Origin of the sequence: Sphingomonas radicis, from assembly GCF_051400635.1 — a bacterium.
Lineage (GTDB): Bacteria > Pseudomonadota > Alphaproteobacteria > Sphingomonadales > Sphingomonadaceae > Sphingomonas.
The window spans coordinates 384,483-400,073 of sequence record NZ_JBLFFG010000001.1; the positions used below are offsets into that span (position 1 = coordinate 384,483).

Below are 15,591 nucleotides of genomic sequence, written 5' to 3' on the forward strand. Positions count from 1 at the left end.
TCAACCCCCGGTGTGTGTGAGGTAGGCGGCGCCGAGCGCCGGCGGCGCTCCGGATCCGGTGACGAGGCTCTGGGCGAGATGGCCCAGGCCGAGCGGAAGCACGGGAGCCGAGCCGATCAGCGCATCGACGCCGATCGAACTCTGCCGCCCGATGCGAAAACCCGTTTCGACGAGGCGCAGCGCGGCGAGCGTGTGCGCCGGCTTCTGCGCTTCGATCAGCCGGAGAAGCTGGGCCTCGTCGCGCACCAACGCGCGCGGCATCACCAGCGTGAAGCAATGCGCAATCTCCGTCGCGACGGGCGCGAGCGGAAGCCCGCCGATGTGGAGCGGCGGCGTGGCCGGGCGGTCGCGCAGGCGGAAATGCTCTATCACCGTCGGCCAGGGATCGGGCGCGCCGGTGTGCCACTGGAGCAGCTGGCGGAGCCCCGGCACGGTGCCGCGCATGCGGAAATAGGGGATCGCCTCGCGGATCATCTCGCGCCGCACCGCCTCCGGCCATTCGGCGAGAAAACTCCAGTCGAACCAGCTTCCCAGCCAGTCGAGGAAGCCTTCCGCCTCCGCGGCTTCGGGATCGAGCTGGGCGGCGAAGTTGCCCCCGCGAAGCGCCGGCTGCTGGAGCATCGAATCGAACAGCGCGAGCAGGCGATCGAGGAACGCCGCGCCTTCGGGATCCTGGTGGAAGGGCACGGGCAGGAAGCGCAGCGAGCTCGCGCGCGGGCCCGAAAGCTCGACCGCGCGGACGAGCGGGGTGACTTCGCCGTCGCCGACGAAGCGCATCCGCACCCACAGATATCGGCCGGGCGCGCTCTGGACCAGCACTTCGGGCGCGTCTTCCGCCTCGAGCGCGAGCGGGACCGACCAGCTGGTCTCGGGAAGCAGGCCGAGCCGGAAGGTGTCGAGCAGCGCATCCGAGCTGTGGGTGTCGACCACGAGCCGGCCACGATCGGGAACCTCAGCGTCGAACACCAGCCGGTCCCAGGCGAAGCGATCGCGCTGGCCGTCGAACGGCCCTGCGATCCACGTCCCGGTCTTGGGCAGCACGATCCGCCGCGGGCGCGCGACGAGCGGCACCCCGCCGATCCGGCCCCGCCGATCGACCGTGACGCCGGGCAGGCGCAGCGGCTCGATCGGCGGCTGGTGGAACGACAGCGTCCCATCGGCCGCCACGGTGAGCGGCGGAGGATCGAGCATGTCCGGAAGCGCGATCTCGCGGACATGGCCGCGCGCATCGAGAGCGCGCACCTGCGACCCGTCGAGGACGAAAACGGTCCCGTCGGCGAGACAGGAGCCCTCTCCGTCCCCGCCACAGCCACAGCCACAGCCGCAACTCCCGTTGCAAGCAGAGCCGGAGCCGCAGGGATCACCGGCACGGCAGGCGCAGACCGATCCCCGCACGACGTGAATTGCCGAAGGTGCCGCGAGCGTGCCTGCCCCGCCACGATAGCCGGAATCGACGCGTCCGTCCGCATCGAGGCGGACGATGCGTCCCGCGTCGGCGAGCGCCACATAGATCCTGCCGGCTGAGTCGATGTCGACCGCAGTGGGAGCGCCCGCGAGTGGGATAACGCGCCGGATCGAACCCTGTGGAAGAATGAGCACGAGCAGCCGGCCCGCACCGGAATCGGCGATGATCAGGTCGCCGTCGCAGCCAAGCGCCACGTCGGTGGGGCGCACGAGCGCGAAGGGATCGCCGGCCGCACTCGCGGCATCGGCAGCCGGGCGCGTCCACAGCGAGCGGAAGGGCCAGGCAGGCGGAGCCTCCACCGGACGCTCGTTCGCACCCCAGGCGGGCAGCAGCACGCGCACGCACTGCCCTTCCGGATCGGCGAGGAACACCGTGCCCTCGCGCGAGATCGCCACGCCGCGCGGCAGCGTGCGCCCGCCGAAGCTGCCGAACGCCTCGCCATCGGGAATCGGCCGTGCCTGCTCGCCTAGCCGGACGCCGTAGGCCCCGATCACCAGGCCGGGCATGTCGCCGAACGCGCGCCACCCGTTGACCGCGTCGAGGCGCGCGAAGGCGTTGGGGAGGGGATCAGCGCGCATCATATACGATGTTCAGATCGATGCGCTCGGGGCGCAGCCAGGGGAGGCCCCCGGCGGGAATACCGACCACGTCGCCGAGCGTATCGGTATCGGTGGCAGGCGCCTCGACCGCCATCTGAAGCCCGGACACGCGGCGCACCTCGGCCACGGCGAGGAGCTGGTCGTAGAGATCGGCGAAATCGATCGGCGCGCCGAACGGCCAGCCGCGCCCGTCGCGACCACCCTCCAGCGGATGGAGAAAGCGCAGCAGCGCCCCCGACGCCGCCGAGCCGACGGTGCCGAGATCGGCACCCGGCGCGATCGCGATCGTGGCGCGCAGATGCGCGAGTGGCACATAGCGCGGCCCGGTGACGAACAGCTGGGTCGTTATCAGCCGCCGCGTGTCGAGATGGTCGCATACGGCGCGAAGCTGCGCATCGCTCGGCTGCGGCCGCGCTTCCTTCGAAATCGGCAGGACGACGACGGTCACCGCGCCGGGCAGCGTCTGATAGGTCCCGGTGGTGGTCGGGTGCGGACGGCGGTTAGCAAGCGCATAGGCACGATGCACCGGCACGCCGGGCACATTGGCCGCGAGATCGGCGAAATCCTCGGCGCTGACCGCACGATCGCGCGCGCGCAGATCGTGCGGGGCGCGCAACAGAGTCTCATCGAAGCTCTCGGCATCCATCCCGCCCGATGCGGGGCGCGGATTGGTGACGCCCTGGACGTTGCGGATCGAACCGCGGATCTTGGTGATCGTCCCCGCGCCGACATTGCCGATCGCCCCGCCGCCGGTGCGGTAACGCGCAGCCGTGATCACCGCACCGGCGACCGGGGTGCGGCCGCGCGGAGCGAAGGCGATGGCGCCGGTGGCGGGATCGAGCGTGTAGACCCGCGCGTCGCTCGGCTGCGCATAGAAATCATCGACCCGCGTCCACAGCGCAGGCTCGCCCGCCTCGGCAACGCTGAGCTCGAGATCGGGTGCACCCGTGTCGGGATCGATCAGCACAGGCGTGCGCGAAAGCGCGAAGGTTTGCGTCGGTCGGCCGTCCGATGCGCCCAGCCGCTCGGCCAGCCGCGTGAGCGCAGCGGTGGCCGGCACCATGTTGAGCCGGATCGCCGAGACGAGCCCTGATCCCGCCGCGGCATCGAGCGGCACTGCGCGGATCCAGTAGAGCGGGCGCGCCGCGCCCTGGTGCCGCGGCGCGGGCAGCACCGCGAGCCGTGGTTCGATCTCGGCCCATGCCTCGGGCGTCAGCGCGGCGACGTCGATCGGCGTGGTGCTCGTGTCGATCGCGTCGAGCGCGTCGGCGATGTCGCTGTCCTCGGTGCAGTCGTTGAGCAGCGTGTTGAGCGTCGCGGGATCGGTGATTCCCATCTTCTGCCAATGCGCGTCGTCTAGCCCCATCACCATGTCGGTGTCGCCCGATCGCAGCACTTCCTTGAGCTCGGCGAGCGTGGTCGGCGGCTTGATGAGCCCGAGCGATTCGAAGAAGGCGGCGGGAAGCGCCTCGGGCGAGAAGCGCGCGGCGCGCTGGGGAAGCTGGAGCCTGAGGTGGCCGGTGCGCGCGAGCCCCGCAGTGTCGTCGCCGCGAATGGGCAGATCGGTCCATTCGCCGGGCGCCGAGCCTGCGGGGAAGCCGGCGAACGAGGCTGCGGACCCGGTATAGATCTGCCAGCGGACCGCAACACTCGCTTCGACTGTACCAGACCCCGCGCACTGGCGGAGCAGCGGCCCTTCGATCGCGGCGCCCGCGGCATCGGCATCGCCGATCCCCGCCATGTCGAAATGGAGATCGAGCTCGATCGCGGGGAGCACGTCCTGGCTGTAGGCGCCGATCGGCTCCTTGGCGTCGAGGATCGGCCGCAGCGCAAGGCCGATCACCAGCGGCTTGCTGGCCGCCGGCGCCGGCCCGAAAGGGCGGAAGGCATGGAGGAAGCTCGTCTCGCCCTTGGCGTCGTCATAGCTGGTGACGAGCTCGATCGGGTTGGCGCCGGCGCGCGGGGCCAGCACTGCGCCGACTGCCGCGTTGATCGCGACCAGCGCATGATCGGTTTCGAAGGTGAGCGGGCGCGCCAGCTCGGGATCATCGACATCGACCGCAGCCGCAGCGGGAATCGGAACCGTGAGCACATCCTCCGGGCGCTTGAGCTTGGCCAGCTTGAACTGGAGCTCGGCGCGCGCCGCCCGTGCCGGGTGCGGCTCGACATGGATGAGGTTCAGGAACTTGATGTACGCCGCCTGGGGGAGGCGATTGAGCTCGAACAGGATCGTCTCGGTGAGCCACGCCTGGAGCTTTACCAGCGTCATCCCCGGATCGCTGTCGTTGAGGTTGGTCCATTCGGGCGTGAAGCGCGGAATCCGCTCGCGCGCCTCCTTGACCAGGTCCTCGAAGGTTCTGCGGTCGAGCTGCGGGGCTTCCAGCGGCATCAGGCGCGTCCCTCGTTGAGATAGAAGGGGTAGACGATGTTGTGCGCGGCGTTGTTGGCGCGCACGCGATAGTCGATCTCGACCAGCAGCAGCTCGGGCACGTCGGCCTGGGCCGTGGCGCGCACCGCGAGCACGTCGATCCGCGGCTCGTAGCGGACGAGCGCACGGAGCACTTCGCTCTGCACCATCGCGCGCGTGGTCGCGTTGTTGGGCGCGAAGACATAGTCGTGGGCGCCGCAGCCGAACTCGGGCTCCATCACGCGCGAGCGCCTGGGAGTCGAAAGGATGATCCAGATCGCCTCGGCGATCGATTCCTCGCCCTCCGACCAGGAAAGCCCGCCGCGGCCGTTTACCCGGATCGGGAATTTGAGACCACGGCCCAGGAATTCGGGGAACGCCGCCATCTCAGCGCCCCACCATCACGGTGACCGGCGACGAGAGCACGCTGCCCGGCGCGTTGTTGCTGTTGTTGTGCATCGTCGGATCGCCGAACCGCACCACCGCTTTGCCGTGGATGAAGACGCTCGACGAGGCGCCGGTGAAGGTCGTCTTGCCGCGCGTCACCCCGCTGCTGACCCCGCCGGCCGAGCCCGCCTCGTCGCCGGTGCTCTGCGGGATTTCGCTGTCCTTGAGCAGGATCGCCTTGCCCGCGGCATAGACCGGATCGCCCCCGTCGATCGAAGTGCCGGTCGCGTCGGCGAGTTGCGCGATATTGGGGTAAGGCACGGGAATGGGTGCGCTGGGCGGCGCGGGCGTGAGGCACACGTCGGCCGGGGCCATTGCGATCCCCTCGGCGATTGCGATCGGCTGCGCCATCACGCGTCTCCCTCGGTGACTTGCGCGCGGCGCAACGTGTCCTCGCCGGGTTCACCCCAGCGCCACGAGCGGCGCCAGAGCGCATGCGCCTTGGCGAGCGTGGGACGCAGCACGATCGTATCGAGCACGAGCGGCGGCTGCGCTTCGGGGCACCAGCGCGTGTCGCGGTCGGGCCCGCGGCCGTGATGGATGAAGAGCGTAAGGCTCAGCTGCGGGAAATCGTACGAGACATCGAGCAGCTCTGTTTGGTTGTCCTCGTCGTCATCGGGTGCGCGGAGCACGACGATATTGCCGTGTGTGGGGAGCACGCCCTGATGCGAAATCTTGATCGATCCGCCCTGGCGGCGCTGCGCCTTCTGGAATCGATCGTACCGGTCCGAAGCGGCGGTCGTCGGGCTCTCGGGCCGATCGGTGACCATCCGCGCGTCATTGCGTCGCGCCGTCTGGCTGCGCGGGTGCCAGCCGAACAGGTTCTGCTGGAGATCGCGGTCCGTCTCGCCATCGGGATCCTGCGCCTGATCGTCGCGCTTGAGCCAAACCGTCGTGCCGAGCTTGACCCACGCCCATTGCGCCGGGGAGCGGCCGCCGAGGACGACGATGTCCCCGCTCGCCTTGGTGAGCGCCAGCTCGCTTTCGTACGTGACCCAAGGGAGGTCGTCGTGCACCTCGAGCTTGTCGGCGAGCTCGAGCTTGTCCCCTCCAGCATCCGGAATCAGCGCGCCGCCTGCGATGGCGAAGCTGCGCTTGACGATCACCGCGCCTGCTTCCTCGACCGCATTGCTGTTCGCGACGCCGCGAAGCCCGCGGATGAAGAGGGCGGAATAGCCGGGGCCTGGGGGGAGCAGCACTTCCATCACGGGTTCAGCTGCAGCGGGGCGCCCTTCACCGTCGTCTCGCCCGATGCCTCGAGCTTGGCGGTGGAGGTTGCCTTGAGGTTGAGTTCCTTGGCCGATTCGATCGTGATCCCGTCCTTGTTCATCAGAATGCGGTTGCCGTGCGCATCCTCGATCAGGATTCCGTCCTCGGCCTCGTCGGACAGCGTGAGCGCATGGCCCTTGCGGCTCTTGAAGATGCGTTCCTTGGGCGTAGGGGCCGGCGGGGCGCCGTCGCCCGACCAGATGAAGCCGAGTACGATCGGCTGGTTGATGTGCCCGCCGATAAAGCCGACCACCGCGACATCATCGGGCTCGGGCATGAAATAGGCCCCGGCATCGGGCGCCGCGCTGATGCTCGACACGGGCGCCCAGTCCGAGGTCGCGCTGTCACCGAGCGCCGGATACAGCAGCTTAACCCGGCCGAGGTTCTCGGGATCCTCCACGTCGGTGACGCGCCCGAGCACGAGGCCGTTGACCGGGCGGCTGCTCATCGCAGCACCAGCTTCTTTGCCTGGAAGGTGACGGTATAGCCGCTCCCGCCCAGGCTGTGCGACGTCTGGCTGATCCGGTAGCGGCCCGAGAAACGCGGACCCAGGCCGCCGATCTCGATCACCCGTCCGGCGCGAAGCTCTGGCATGCCGACGGCCGATCCGGTCGCGCGAACGAGCTCGCCCAGTATCTCGCGCAGCCTGCCGTGCGCTTTTTCCTGGGCTTCCTGCTCGCTACGCACCTCGGCATCGACGATCGTCTCGACCGTTCCCGCGACGCTGCCTTCGAGCTCGGCCATGCCATAGGGGCCGAGCGCGTCGTCCGAGACACCGATGTCGGACCATTCGGCGCGGCCCTCGATGGCCTGTGCGTCGCCAGCCTGGCGCGGATCGGTGCTCCGCACCACCACTGCGGCGACTGCCCCCCGGGTCGAGAGCTGCGGCGCAAAGCTCACGAGATTGACGCCCCAGACCAGTGTCGCCACCGGGCTGTCGTCACCCGGCGCTTCGAAGTGGAGCACGGGGCCGGCGTCGGCATCCTCGAGCCACATCACCAGCCCGGAATCGCGGGCGCGGTTGAAGATCTCCTGATAGGCGACTGCGTTGTTGATGGTGTCGGTGGTCTGCTCGCCCGTGTCCGCGCCCGGAGGCATCTCGACGCTGGAGATGCCGGCCTGAGTCGCGATCTGGCGCGCGATGTCCATCTTCGATCCGGTAAAGCTGCCCGTCACATGCTCGCGCTGGAGCCGATGCAGATAGTTGAGTGCGCGCACGCGGCAGGTGGGTGCGCCCGAGGCGGGGAAGCTCGGCGTGATCGATACCACCTCGCCCTTGAGCATCAGGATCGGATCGCCTTCGCCCACATAGGCGAAATAGAGCTCGACATCCGCTCCGGGCTCGAAGTTGGGCGCGTTCTGCCCGCCGATCCGATAGGGCTGGCCGCTTTCATCCCATGGGCTGGAGTATTTCGGGCGCCGTTCGATCGGGTCCCAGTCGCCGAGGCTGAATTCGAAGCAGTCGAGGTTCGCTTCGTCGTCGGTGTAGGTCACGTCGATCACGTCGGCGATCACGTCGCGGCCGATATTCTGCCCCTTGAGCTTGATCTGGAACTGGGGCGCGTAGAAGGCGCGATTGGCGGGAGCGGTCGCCATCACACCACCGGCGGAAGCTGGAGGACGAGACCCGCGGCGAGATCACGAGTCAGCGAAAGTCCGTTGTGATCGGCAATCACGCGCCACTTGGCGGGATCGCCATAGGCGTCCCAGGCGATCAGCGGCAGCGTCTCACCCTCGCGCACGGCATGGGTGCGGGTGTGATCGGCCGACTGATAGTTGAGGTGCTGGGTCTGCTCCTCGATCGTCCAGTAGACCCGCATCTGGAGCGTGAGCGTAGCCCGCAGCGGCTGCCCCGCCGGACTGAACAAGGTATAGCGCCGCGCCACGCTGGTGACGATCACATCGACCTGAGTCATCGGCGCCGCGCTGCCGAGCACCGGGCCGGGCAGTCCCTCGCCCCAGGTCATCCGCACGATCGGCGGCGCGTGGAGCGCACCTTCGATGCTTACCAGCCGCTGGAACTGCGCGACCTTCTCGGTCACCGAAGCCGCGGCGTCGCCGGTGCCGCCGTCGGTCGAATCGAAGAACAGCTCGAGCGAGAGCGTTTCCGCATCACCGCGCACGAACTGGATGATCGGCGCCTCCAGTCCCGGCACCGCGATGTCCGCGAACTGCGCCGACTTGCTGAACGCGAGCTCGGTGGGATTGTACGCCGCCTCGAACGGCTGTCCGTCGGGCGTCTTGTCGATCTTGAGCCGCTGGAAGGTGAGCCGGTTCATCGCTCGCCCCTACGATGGTCGACGCGGGTGTCGCGGTCGCGCTCGGCGGCGATGCGTCGCTCCTCTTCGAGTCGCGCCTTGACCGCCGTCACCACCAGCTCGAGCACTTCCGGCGAGAGCAGCACCGAGCGGTCGACGACGCCGACGCGGGTGGAGACAGTGTTGATCTGGACGTCCATGATCCTCCGGTCTCCTTCAGAACAGCGATCCGACGGCACCGAGCGCCATGTCGGCGGCCTTGCCTGGCGACATCACCAGCGACAGTTTCTCGTGCGCGATCTCGAGCCGCTCGATCGCGAGTTCGCTCGACTGGGCGTTGAGCGACGGGCCCTGCCATTTGACCGGGATCCCGCGTTCGAAGGTCCAGGTCTTGATCGGCACGCGCATTTCGTTGGCGAGAAGGATCAGTCCGTTGCGACGCTTGCCTTCGCCTTTCAGGAACTGCTCGTGCCAGAGATACAGGTCCTCCCCGAAACCCACGCCGCGGCTCAGCGCGACATTCGGGAAGGTGAAGCGCCCCGGGAAGCGGTGGACGCGGTCGTTCACGCCGCCTTCCTCGTAATCGACCGTCGACAGCTCGCTTTCGAGCCCGGTGCACTCCGCGAAGCCGCCGAGAGCGAACGAGGCCAGCGAACCGAGCATCGCCAGCGCCGAGGAATCGTCGACCAGCGCGATGTAGAAGTTGAACCCAGGCAACGGATCGAGACGTGGCAGACCCATCGTCAATCTCCCACGTTGAGCTGGTCGAGCGATTTGGCGATGCGGAACACCACGAACTCGAACGGCGTCGCGGGCGCCACGGCGACTTCGGCGACGAGCCGCCCATTCCCCCGCCCCTCGTCGGGATTGTTGTCGAGATTGCATTTCACGCGATAGGCTGCGGCGGGCGAGCCCCCGGCGAGCCCCCCTGCCCGCCACAGCCTCTCCAGCAGGGTCTCGATGGTGAAAGCCACCGCCTGCCGGGTGACGACGCTGTTGGGCTCGAACACCGCCCATTGCAGCGTCGCTTCGAGAGTCCGCTCGATCGCATCCACCACGCGGCGCGCGGAGAGCTGGCGCCATTCGGGATCAGCGGAAAGCGTGCGCGAGCCCCAGATCCGGACGCCGCGGCCCGGGAAGGCACGGATCGCGTTGATCCCCGCCGAGTGGAGCGTCGCCTGCACCGCGTCGTCGATCGCGAGCGTCGGCCCCACGACATGGCGCAACGGCAGGTTCGCAGGCGCGCGGGCGATCCCGCTCGCGGCCTCGCCTGCGGCAAGCGCGCCGCAGACATGCCCCGAGGGCGGAACCGCAACACCGTCGGGCGTCACCAGCCAGGGCGCGAAGAAGGCGAGACGGTCGCTCTCGCCCAGCCGCGAGCGCCAGGTGAGAAGCTGATCGGGCTTCAATCCCGCGGCCGGCGGATCGACGATCGCCACGCGATAGGGCCCCGCCGCTACCGCCATCTCGCGCTGGACGAGCAGGATCAAATCGTCGTCGAGCCGGGTCGGAAAGGAAAGCGGTGCCAGCCGGATCGGTTCCGCACCCGGCGCCGGACCTTCAGTCGATTGAAGCATGATTTCGGCGGCTTCATATCCGGGCTTGGTCAGCCGGATGGTGAAGAGCCCGAGCGGGAGCGGCGCCAGCGTGAAGCTGCCAGCGCCATCGGTGACCGCCTGCGCCGCCGCTCCCGCCGCCTCGACGATCACGCCGGCGACCGGCTCATCGCTTTCGGCATCGCGTACCGAACCTGCGATCAGCCCCAGGGGCGCAGGCTCGAGGTTGCAGCAATCGAGTTCGGGCTCTGCCGAGGGCTCGCCCCCCAGCAGATCGGGCGGCTGGAGCACGAGATCGGGCGCAGCGACGAGCGCAGCCTCCTCCACGCCGCGCGCCGCCTCGAATGCCGCCACATAAGCATCGAACATCCGGCGCGGCGGATCGGCGCGGACACGATCCTTGCCGCCGGTGAGCACGAAAAGCCCTTCGGGAAGCCACTGCGCCTCGTCGGCCGGATCGAGATCGGTGGGCGGCTCGATGGCGAGATAGCGGCTCGACGCGAGCGCAGTGGTGAGTGCACGCGAATGGCCGGGCGCCAGCGACACCCGCTCGAAACGCTCGGCAAGGCGTCCGTCGAAGAGGATGTCGAAGCCGAATTCGACGCTGGCAAAGCGAAATGGCCGACGCGGGTCGAGCTCGAGCGTGCCGAGCGGCTGGGCGAAGGTGACGGTGAGCAGCGGCGCATCGACACCGGCCAGCGTAGTCACCACACGCCTCGAATCCTGGAGCAGTTCTACGACCCCACCCGCCTCCAACCCTGCGAGGCCGAAGGCCCGCGCCTGCCGGCCGCCGCTTTCAGGAAGCGGATCGGCATCGACCAGCGGTTGCGCCGCACGCGTGACCGAGACCGCCAGCCGGTTTCCCCAACTCCCCGGATCGGGGGACCGCGGACCGTCGCGCACCGCCTCCTCGACGAGCGCAGACCAGGCTGGGGCCGCGGCGGCATTGCGGCCGGCGATGCGGCGCGGATCGATCAGCGTCCAGTTGAACGAAGCCGATGCGCGCCAGCCAGTCTCAAACTCGTGCGCAGCGACACCCTCTTCCGGATCGTCTCCTACAACGAGCCGCAAGACATAGGCCGCCGCGCCTCCAGTCTCGAAGAAGCCGCGCAGCGCAGGCATGAGGTGGCCCACCGCCGGCGGCTCGCCGAACAGCGCCGCAACCTCGCGCATCGATTCCACGCGCACCGCCCGGCGTACCGGCCCGCGCCGAGTGAAGCCGATGAACAGCGGAACGTCGCCGCGCGCGAGCAGCCCGTCAGCGCGGACGGGCTGGACCGGCTCGTAATAGAGGCCGGGCGCAAGGTTGGCGACGCGCACGTTTCACCCGTCAGACGAGCTTGACGTCTTCGACGGCGATTTCGATTGCCTCGATCGCAGCCTCGTTGGCGGTCGAATTGAGCGCCGGCCCTTCATATTTGGAGAGCCAACCCTCGGCGAATTCCCAGCGCAGCGCAGGCGCGCCGGATTCGTCGCGCAGCACGATCGCGCCGTTCTTGCGCGCCGTGCGCCCATCGAGCGTGGTCTTGCGCCACTCCCACAGCGCGCGGTCCTGCGTATAGCCGCGCTTCAGCGTGATGTTGGCATATTTGCGCAGGCCGGGGAGCTTGCGCACCGTCGCGCTGTCCGCTCCCTCGCGATATTCGATGATGTCCTGCTCGAAGCTGAGCCCGCCCACCTCGGTGAAGCCGCCCGCCGCGATGTCGTTGATCTCGATGATGAAATTATATTGGGCATAGGGGTCTACACGCGCCATCTCTCTTACTCCCTGTCAGGTGCGGGTCAGGACGTCGCTTCGCGCGTCTTCTGGCTGATGCGGACGATGACGAATTCGGCGGGCTTCACGATCGCGACGCCCACGACGACGATCAGGCGGCCGTTGTCGATATCGGCCTGCGTCATCGTCTTGTCGTAGCCGATATCGACGAAGAAGGCCTCTTCCTCGGTCGTCCCCTCGAGCCCGCCGTCGCGCCAGACGGTGCGCAGGAAGGCGCTCACCGATTGCTTGACGCTGGCCCACAACGGCTCGGCGTTGGGCTCGAACACCGCCCATTGCAGCCCCGTGTCGAGCGATTGCTCGATGAAGAGCAAAGTGCGGCGGACATTCACGTAGCGGAACTCGGGATCCGAGCTCAGCGTGCGCGCGCCGTACAACCGCAGGCCCCGGTTGACCGAGCGGAAATCGCGGAAGCAATTGACGTGAACCGGGTTGAGGATGTCCTGCTCGCCCTTGGATAGCGCCGTATCGAGCTGGAGGATGCCGCGCACCACTTCGTTGGCAGGCGCCCTCCACACGCCGCGCGCAACGTCGGTACGCGCATAGATCCCCATGACATGGCCCGAAGGCGGGATGCGGATCATGTCGCCGGGCGCGCCCACCGGATCGGCGACATCGAGCCATGGATAGTAGATCGCGCCGCGTGTGCTGTCGAAATTCTGCCGGTGCGTACGCGCCTGGGCGACACGCGAGCCCGCGGGCGGCTCGATCACGGCGAAACGGTATCGCATCTTCTCGCAATGCTCGAGCAATGCGTTCTGCACACCCACCGAGGTGCGACCGGGCACCGCCACGATCGAGACCGAATTCTCGTTCTCGAGCGCCTGGATTCCGGTGCGCAGGTGCGGATCGTCCGATGCAGTGCCGATGAAGCTGTTGTCGTCGATCGAACCGAGATCGTCGTTGCCTCCGCTCATCTGGAAGCTGCCCCCCGCGATCGGCGACGACTGGCGCAGCGCCGCTGCGTCGGCAAGATCGGTGCCGGCGTCATCCATGCTGAGGTCCGAAATGCGGATAAGCTCGGATGCACCGGATTCGGCCGAGATTTGGCTCTGCCGATCAAAGGCGCCCACCGACCGCGGCGCATAGCGTGCATGATCGGGGTGGAGCGCAAGCCCCTCGAACTGCTCGCTTTCGACGACCTTGTCGTTCTCGTAGCGATCGACGAACAGATTGAACTCGCGCGAGGCGACCGCGGCATTGTCGTCGACGTCGGCCGCCAGCCCGCTCACCAGCGTTACTTCGTTGGTCGCCCGATTGACCGAGGCGACGGTGACGAGTTGCGCCCCCGGCCCGGTGCCGATCTGCAGCGCGCTCCCTGCGAAGAGACCGAAGGTGGAATTGAGCTTCAGCGAAAGCGCGCCAGACGAGGCCGGCTCCGTTACCGTGCCGCCGAGCAGGCTGGTGGGCACCGCTCGCACCACCAGCGCATTGCCCCAGGCGCCGGGATAGCGCGCATGGACCTGCATGAGCCCGGAAACTGCCTGGATCGCAGTGCCCGCAGCGTGCGGATTGGCGAGCGGCGCGGCCAGCGTCGCAACCTGGGGGGCTGCGGCGACGACGCGAAACTCGGTGCCCAGGCTCGTAGTGACTGCCACGACATTGCCGGCTGCAAAGGCCGAGGCATTGTCGACCCAGAGTGCTTCCGATCCGGCAGGCGCGTTGCCATCGGCGGCAGTGCCGGCACCGTCGGCGACCGTCACCACATGGACTTCGGTGGTCGCGGCCGGATGGTTGTGGAGCAGCCCGGGCTCGACGATCTCGTTGGTGTTGGCAGTGGCGATCGTTACATAGTCGACGATGTCGGGATCGCCGGTATCCCGGATGCGGAGGATCGTGCCCGCCGGAAGCGCGAGCACCGGATCGAACGCGAGCCCGCCGCCGGCGAGCATGTCTTCCATCCCCGTCTGCGCCGCGCCGTCGGTGACGGTCTGTTCGGTGACCGCGGCATTGTCCGCGACCGCTCCGGCCAGCGGCTGGCCGAGAAGGACCAGCGTCTGCGCGGCCGCGCCCGTTGTCTGCACGGCTTCGGAGCGCGTGCCGTCGGCGATCACGAAATCGACATCGGCATCGACGTCGGTCGCGTCGGAAAGCGCGATGCGCGTCGCGCCCGCAGTAGCGCGGGCAGCAAGCGTCACCCCCGCCGTCGATCCTGCGGCGGCGCCCCAGATCGATGCCGAGGCGCGCGTCGCCGCCGCGCCGACGATGCGCGTCACATAAAGCCGCGAGCCTCCATTGGCGAAGAAGCCGAGCGCGGCTTGCGGCATCGAGTCGAGCCCGTCGGTGAAGACGCGCGGGTCGAGCAGCCCGCCGAACAGCCGGTTGAACGCGCCAGAGCTCGTGACGAGCGTCGGCGTGTTGACCGGACCTCGGGCGGCCAGCCCCACCATCGCGGCGGTCGAGGTGCTTGCGCCCTCGATCGGCTTGTTGGCGCTGGGAACCTCTTCGACATAGACGGCTGGTGCGAGATATTCGGGCATGGCGGCTCCCTCGGCGTCGTCAGGCAGTCACAAAGACTGCACGGTTGATCCTCTGGCTGAAATCAGGTCGAAAAATGCGATCGGCGGTATCGCCGCCGTGCGTGATGCGCAGCGTGATCTCTTCGGCCACCGGGAGCACCGCGATGCGGAAGTCGCCCGCCGCGTCGGTCGCCGTGGTAGCACCCGGCGGTGCGACAACCTCGACGGTAGCTCCGTCGACCGGCTGCTCGGGGTCGCCCTCGGCATGGACATGGCCTTCGAGCGCAACCGGAAGCGGATCGACCGTCACGTCGAGGCGGAATGGGGCGCCCTGGATCCGCTTCAGCGTCGCCGGCCGGCCGCCGAGCGTTCGCGTCTCGGTGACGAGCGCGAGATCGGCCGGGTCGATCGCGAGCGTTGCCAGCGCGGCCGAATGGCCAGCGGCGCTCGCCTCGATACGAAGCGCCGCATCGGGGCCGCTCGCGCCGGGCATTTGTTCAGGCGCCAGATACCAGGCGAACCACCCGTCGGCGCGCCGTCCGAGTCGAGCCGGCAGCGCGACGAAGTTGCCGCTGCCGTCGGGATCGAACGAAAGCGTCAGCGTGGGCGCGTCCACGCCCCGCCCGGTGACCGTGTTCGAGAGGCGGCCGCCCAGCAGAACCTGGACGGTGCCGGCGGCGCTCAGGGATTCGAGCGCCGTCATGCCATGGTTCCCGTGACGAGCACCGTCTCGTCGATCCGCGGCAGCGTCTCGAGCGGCAGGCCGCTGTCGATCGCGACCAGCTCGACCCTGAGCCCCAGCGAGAGCCGGAAGGGTGAGCTGAACGCGCTCCACAACTGCGTGAGCTGATCCATGTTGAGCGGATCGATCCCGACGCGCAGCGTGCTCGCCGCCCCGCCGAAGCTGTCGCCCAGCGGCTCGCCGTCCAGCGTGTCGAACGAATGATGATCATGGAAATGCTGGACGATGCGGCCGAGATGCTGGTGTCCGGTTTCGTCGTTCTCGAGCGGAATGACGATATAGCGCAGCTCGAGCGGCAGGGGCGGCTTGCGGAACCGGCTTGGATTCTCGGAGTCGGGAAGCAGCCGCTGGTTGCGCAGATGCCCGCTCGGCAAGACCTGGTAGAGGTACAATGCGACGACTGCATTGTCGTCGATATCGTCTCCGTCGGGCGGGCCGACGTAGATCGCTTGGCTTATGGGAGCTAGACCGAAGTCGACGAACGGTGCTCCGTCGAGCGCAGCATATATCTGCGCGCGAAGCTCAAGCGTTACGTCGCCTATGACAGTAAATCGTGCCATATCGGTCGCCAATCCCAACTAGGATCATGCGCTCGACTGCATTCTCTTGTTT

The 15,591-nt window shown here is 68.3% G+C and carries 15 protein-coding genes; all 15 read right to left on the reverse strand.

Going from position 1 to position 15,591, the window contains the following annotated elements:
* The 15 genes from ACMGDH_RS01665 to ACMGDH_RS01735 are packed head-to-tail and all read right to left on the reverse strand — an operon-like array spanning window position 1 to window position 15,539.
* Entirely contained in the window at window positions 1–2,043 is a 2,043-nt protein-coding gene (locus ACMGDH_RS01665; RefSeq protein WP_436826182.1) for a phage tail protein, read from the reverse strand.
* Complete coding sequence (locus ACMGDH_RS01670) at window positions 2,033–4,453, reverse strand: putative baseplate assembly protein (protein WP_436826183.1); 2,421 nt, start codon at window positions 4,451–4,453, stop codon at window positions 2,033–2,035. Before ACMGDH_RS01670 ends, ACMGDH_RS01665 begins: the two co-directional genes overlap by 11 nt.
* On the reverse strand, window positions 4,453–4,857 hold the full coding sequence (locus tag ACMGDH_RS01675; RefSeq protein ID WP_436826184.1) for a GPW/gp25 family protein: 405 nt from the start codon (window positions 4,855–4,857) through the stop codon (window positions 4,453–4,455). Before ACMGDH_RS01675 ends, ACMGDH_RS01670 begins: the two co-directional genes overlap by 1 nt.
* A gap of 1 nt (window position 4,858) precedes the next feature.
* On the reverse strand, window positions 4,859–5,269 hold the full coding sequence (locus tag ACMGDH_RS01680; protein ID WP_436826185.1) for a DUF4150 domain-containing protein: 411 nt from the start codon (window positions 5,267–5,269) through the stop codon (window positions 4,859–4,861).
* Window positions 5,269–6,123, reverse strand: coding sequence for a hypothetical protein (locus tag ACMGDH_RS01685; protein ID WP_436826186.1), 855 nt, complete (start codon window positions 6,121–6,123; stop codon window positions 5,269–5,271). Before ACMGDH_RS01685 ends, ACMGDH_RS01680 begins: the two co-directional genes overlap by 1 nt.
* Window positions 6,123–6,635: a phage baseplate assembly protein V gene (locus ACMGDH_RS01690; RefSeq protein WP_436826187.1), complete on the reverse strand. Its 513-nt coding sequence runs from the start codon at window positions 6,633–6,635 to the stop codon at window positions 6,123–6,125. Before ACMGDH_RS01690 ends, ACMGDH_RS01685 begins: the two co-directional genes overlap by 1 nt.
* Window positions 6,632–7,783 (reverse strand): phage late control D family protein, encoded by a 1,152-nt coding sequence (locus ACMGDH_RS01695; RefSeq protein WP_436826188.1) that lies wholly within the window; start codon window positions 7,781–7,783, stop codon window positions 6,632–6,634. The genes ACMGDH_RS01690 and ACMGDH_RS01695 overlap by 4 nt, the downstream gene beginning before the upstream one ends.
* Window positions 7,783–8,466 carry a CIS tube protein gene (locus ACMGDH_RS01700; protein ID WP_436826189.1) on the reverse strand — a complete coding sequence of 228 codons (684 nt, stop codon included), beginning with the start codon at window positions 8,464–8,466 and terminating at the stop codon, window positions 7,783–7,785. The genes ACMGDH_RS01695 and ACMGDH_RS01700 overlap by 1 nt, the downstream gene beginning before the upstream one ends.
* Window positions 8,463–8,645: a hypothetical protein gene (locus ACMGDH_RS01705; protein WP_436826190.1), complete on the reverse strand. Its 183-nt coding sequence runs from the start codon at window positions 8,643–8,645 to the stop codon at window positions 8,463–8,465. The genes ACMGDH_RS01700 and ACMGDH_RS01705 overlap by 4 nt, the downstream gene beginning before the upstream one ends.
* A 16-nt stretch (window positions 8,646–8,661) precedes the next feature.
* Window positions 8,662–9,186, reverse strand: coding sequence for a phage tail protein (locus ACMGDH_RS01710; protein ID WP_436826191.1), 525 nt, complete (start codon window positions 9,184–9,186; stop codon window positions 8,662–8,664).
* A gap of 2 nt (window positions 9,187–9,188) precedes the next feature.
* Window positions 9,189–11,321 (reverse strand): phage tail sheath C-terminal domain-containing protein, encoded by a 2,133-nt coding sequence (locus tag ACMGDH_RS01715; protein ID WP_436826192.1) that lies wholly within the window; start codon window positions 11,319–11,321, stop codon window positions 9,189–9,191.
* 10 nt (window positions 11,322–11,331) lie between these two features.
* On the reverse strand, window positions 11,332–11,757 hold the full coding sequence (locus ACMGDH_RS01720) for a phage tail protein (protein WP_436826193.1): 426 nt from the start codon (window positions 11,755–11,757) through the stop codon (window positions 11,332–11,334).
* Window positions 11,758–11,783: 26 nt separating this feature from the next.
* Window positions 11,784–14,258, reverse strand: coding sequence for a phage tail sheath family protein (locus tag ACMGDH_RS01725; RefSeq protein ID WP_436826194.1), 2,475 nt, complete (start codon window positions 14,256–14,258; stop codon window positions 11,784–11,786).
* 19 nt (window positions 14,259–14,277) lie between these two features.
* The gene (locus ACMGDH_RS01730; protein WP_436826195.1) at window positions 14,278–14,940 is read right to left on the reverse strand and encodes a carboxypeptidase-like regulatory domain-containing protein; all 663 of its coding nucleotides are present in this window, start codon (window positions 14,938–14,940) and stop codon (window positions 14,278–14,280) included.
* Window positions 14,937–15,539, reverse strand: a complete 603-nt coding sequence (locus ACMGDH_RS01735; RefSeq protein WP_436826196.1) for a Pvc16 family protein — start codon at window positions 15,537–15,539, stop codon at window positions 14,937–14,939. Before ACMGDH_RS01735 ends, ACMGDH_RS01730 begins: the two co-directional genes overlap by 4 nt.
* Window positions 15,540–15,591: the final 52 nt, after the last annotated feature.

Excerpts from the sequence above, each read along its gene's own strand:
- ACMGDH_RS01665 (WP_436826182.1), bottom strand. The coding sequence starts at position 2,043 with ATGCGCGCTGATCCCCTCCCCAACGCCTTCGCGCGCCTCGACGCGGTC.
- ACMGDH_RS01670 (WP_436826183.1), bottom strand. The coding sequence starts at position 4,453 with ATGCCGCTGGAAGCCCCGCAGCTCGACCGCAGAACCTTCGAGGACCTG.
- ACMGDH_RS01675 (WP_436826184.1), bottom strand. The coding sequence starts at position 4,857 with ATGGCGGCGTTCCCCGAATTCCTGGGCCGTGGTCTCAAATTCCCGATC.
- ACMGDH_RS01680 (WP_436826185.1), bottom strand. The coding sequence starts at position 5,269 with ATGGCGCAGCCGATCGCAATCGCCGAGGGGATCGCAATGGCCCCGGCC.
- ACMGDH_RS01685 (WP_436826186.1), bottom strand. The coding sequence starts at position 6,123 with ATGGAAGTGCTGCTCCCCCCAGGCCCCGGCTATTCCGCCCTCTTCATC.
- ACMGDH_RS01690 (WP_436826187.1), bottom strand. The coding sequence starts at position 6,635 with ATGAGCAGCCGCCCGGTCAACGGCCTCGTGCTCGGGCGCGTCACCGAC.
- ACMGDH_RS01695 (WP_436826188.1), bottom strand. The coding sequence starts at position 7,783 with ATGGCGACCGCTCCCGCCAATCGCGCCTTCTACGCGCCCCAGTTCCAG.
- ACMGDH_RS01700 (WP_436826189.1), bottom strand. The coding sequence starts at position 8,466 with ATGAACCGGCTCACCTTCCAGCGGCTCAAGATCGACAAGACGCCCGAC.
- ACMGDH_RS01705 (WP_436826190.1), bottom strand. The coding sequence starts at position 8,645 with ATGGACGTCCAGATCAACACTGTCTCCACCCGCGTCGGCGTCGTCGAC.
- ACMGDH_RS01710 (WP_436826191.1), bottom strand. The coding sequence starts at position 9,186 with ATGGGTCTGCCACGTCTCGATCCGTTGCCTGGGTTCAACTTCTACATC.
- ACMGDH_RS01720 (WP_436826193.1), bottom strand. The coding sequence starts at position 11,757 with ATGGCGCGTGTAGACCCCTATGCCCAATATAATTTCATCATCGAGATC.
- ACMGDH_RS01725 (WP_436826194.1), bottom strand. The coding sequence starts at position 14,258 with ATGCCCGAATATCTCGCACCAGCCGTCTATGTCGAAGAGGTTCCCAGC.
- ACMGDH_RS01730 (WP_436826195.1), bottom strand. The coding sequence starts at position 14,940 with ATGACGGCGCTCGAATCCCTGAGCGCCGCCGGCACCGTCCAGGTTCTG.
- ACMGDH_RS01735 (WP_436826196.1), bottom strand. The coding sequence starts at position 15,539 with ATGGCACGATTTACTGTCATAGGCGACGTAACGCTTGAGCTTCGCGCG.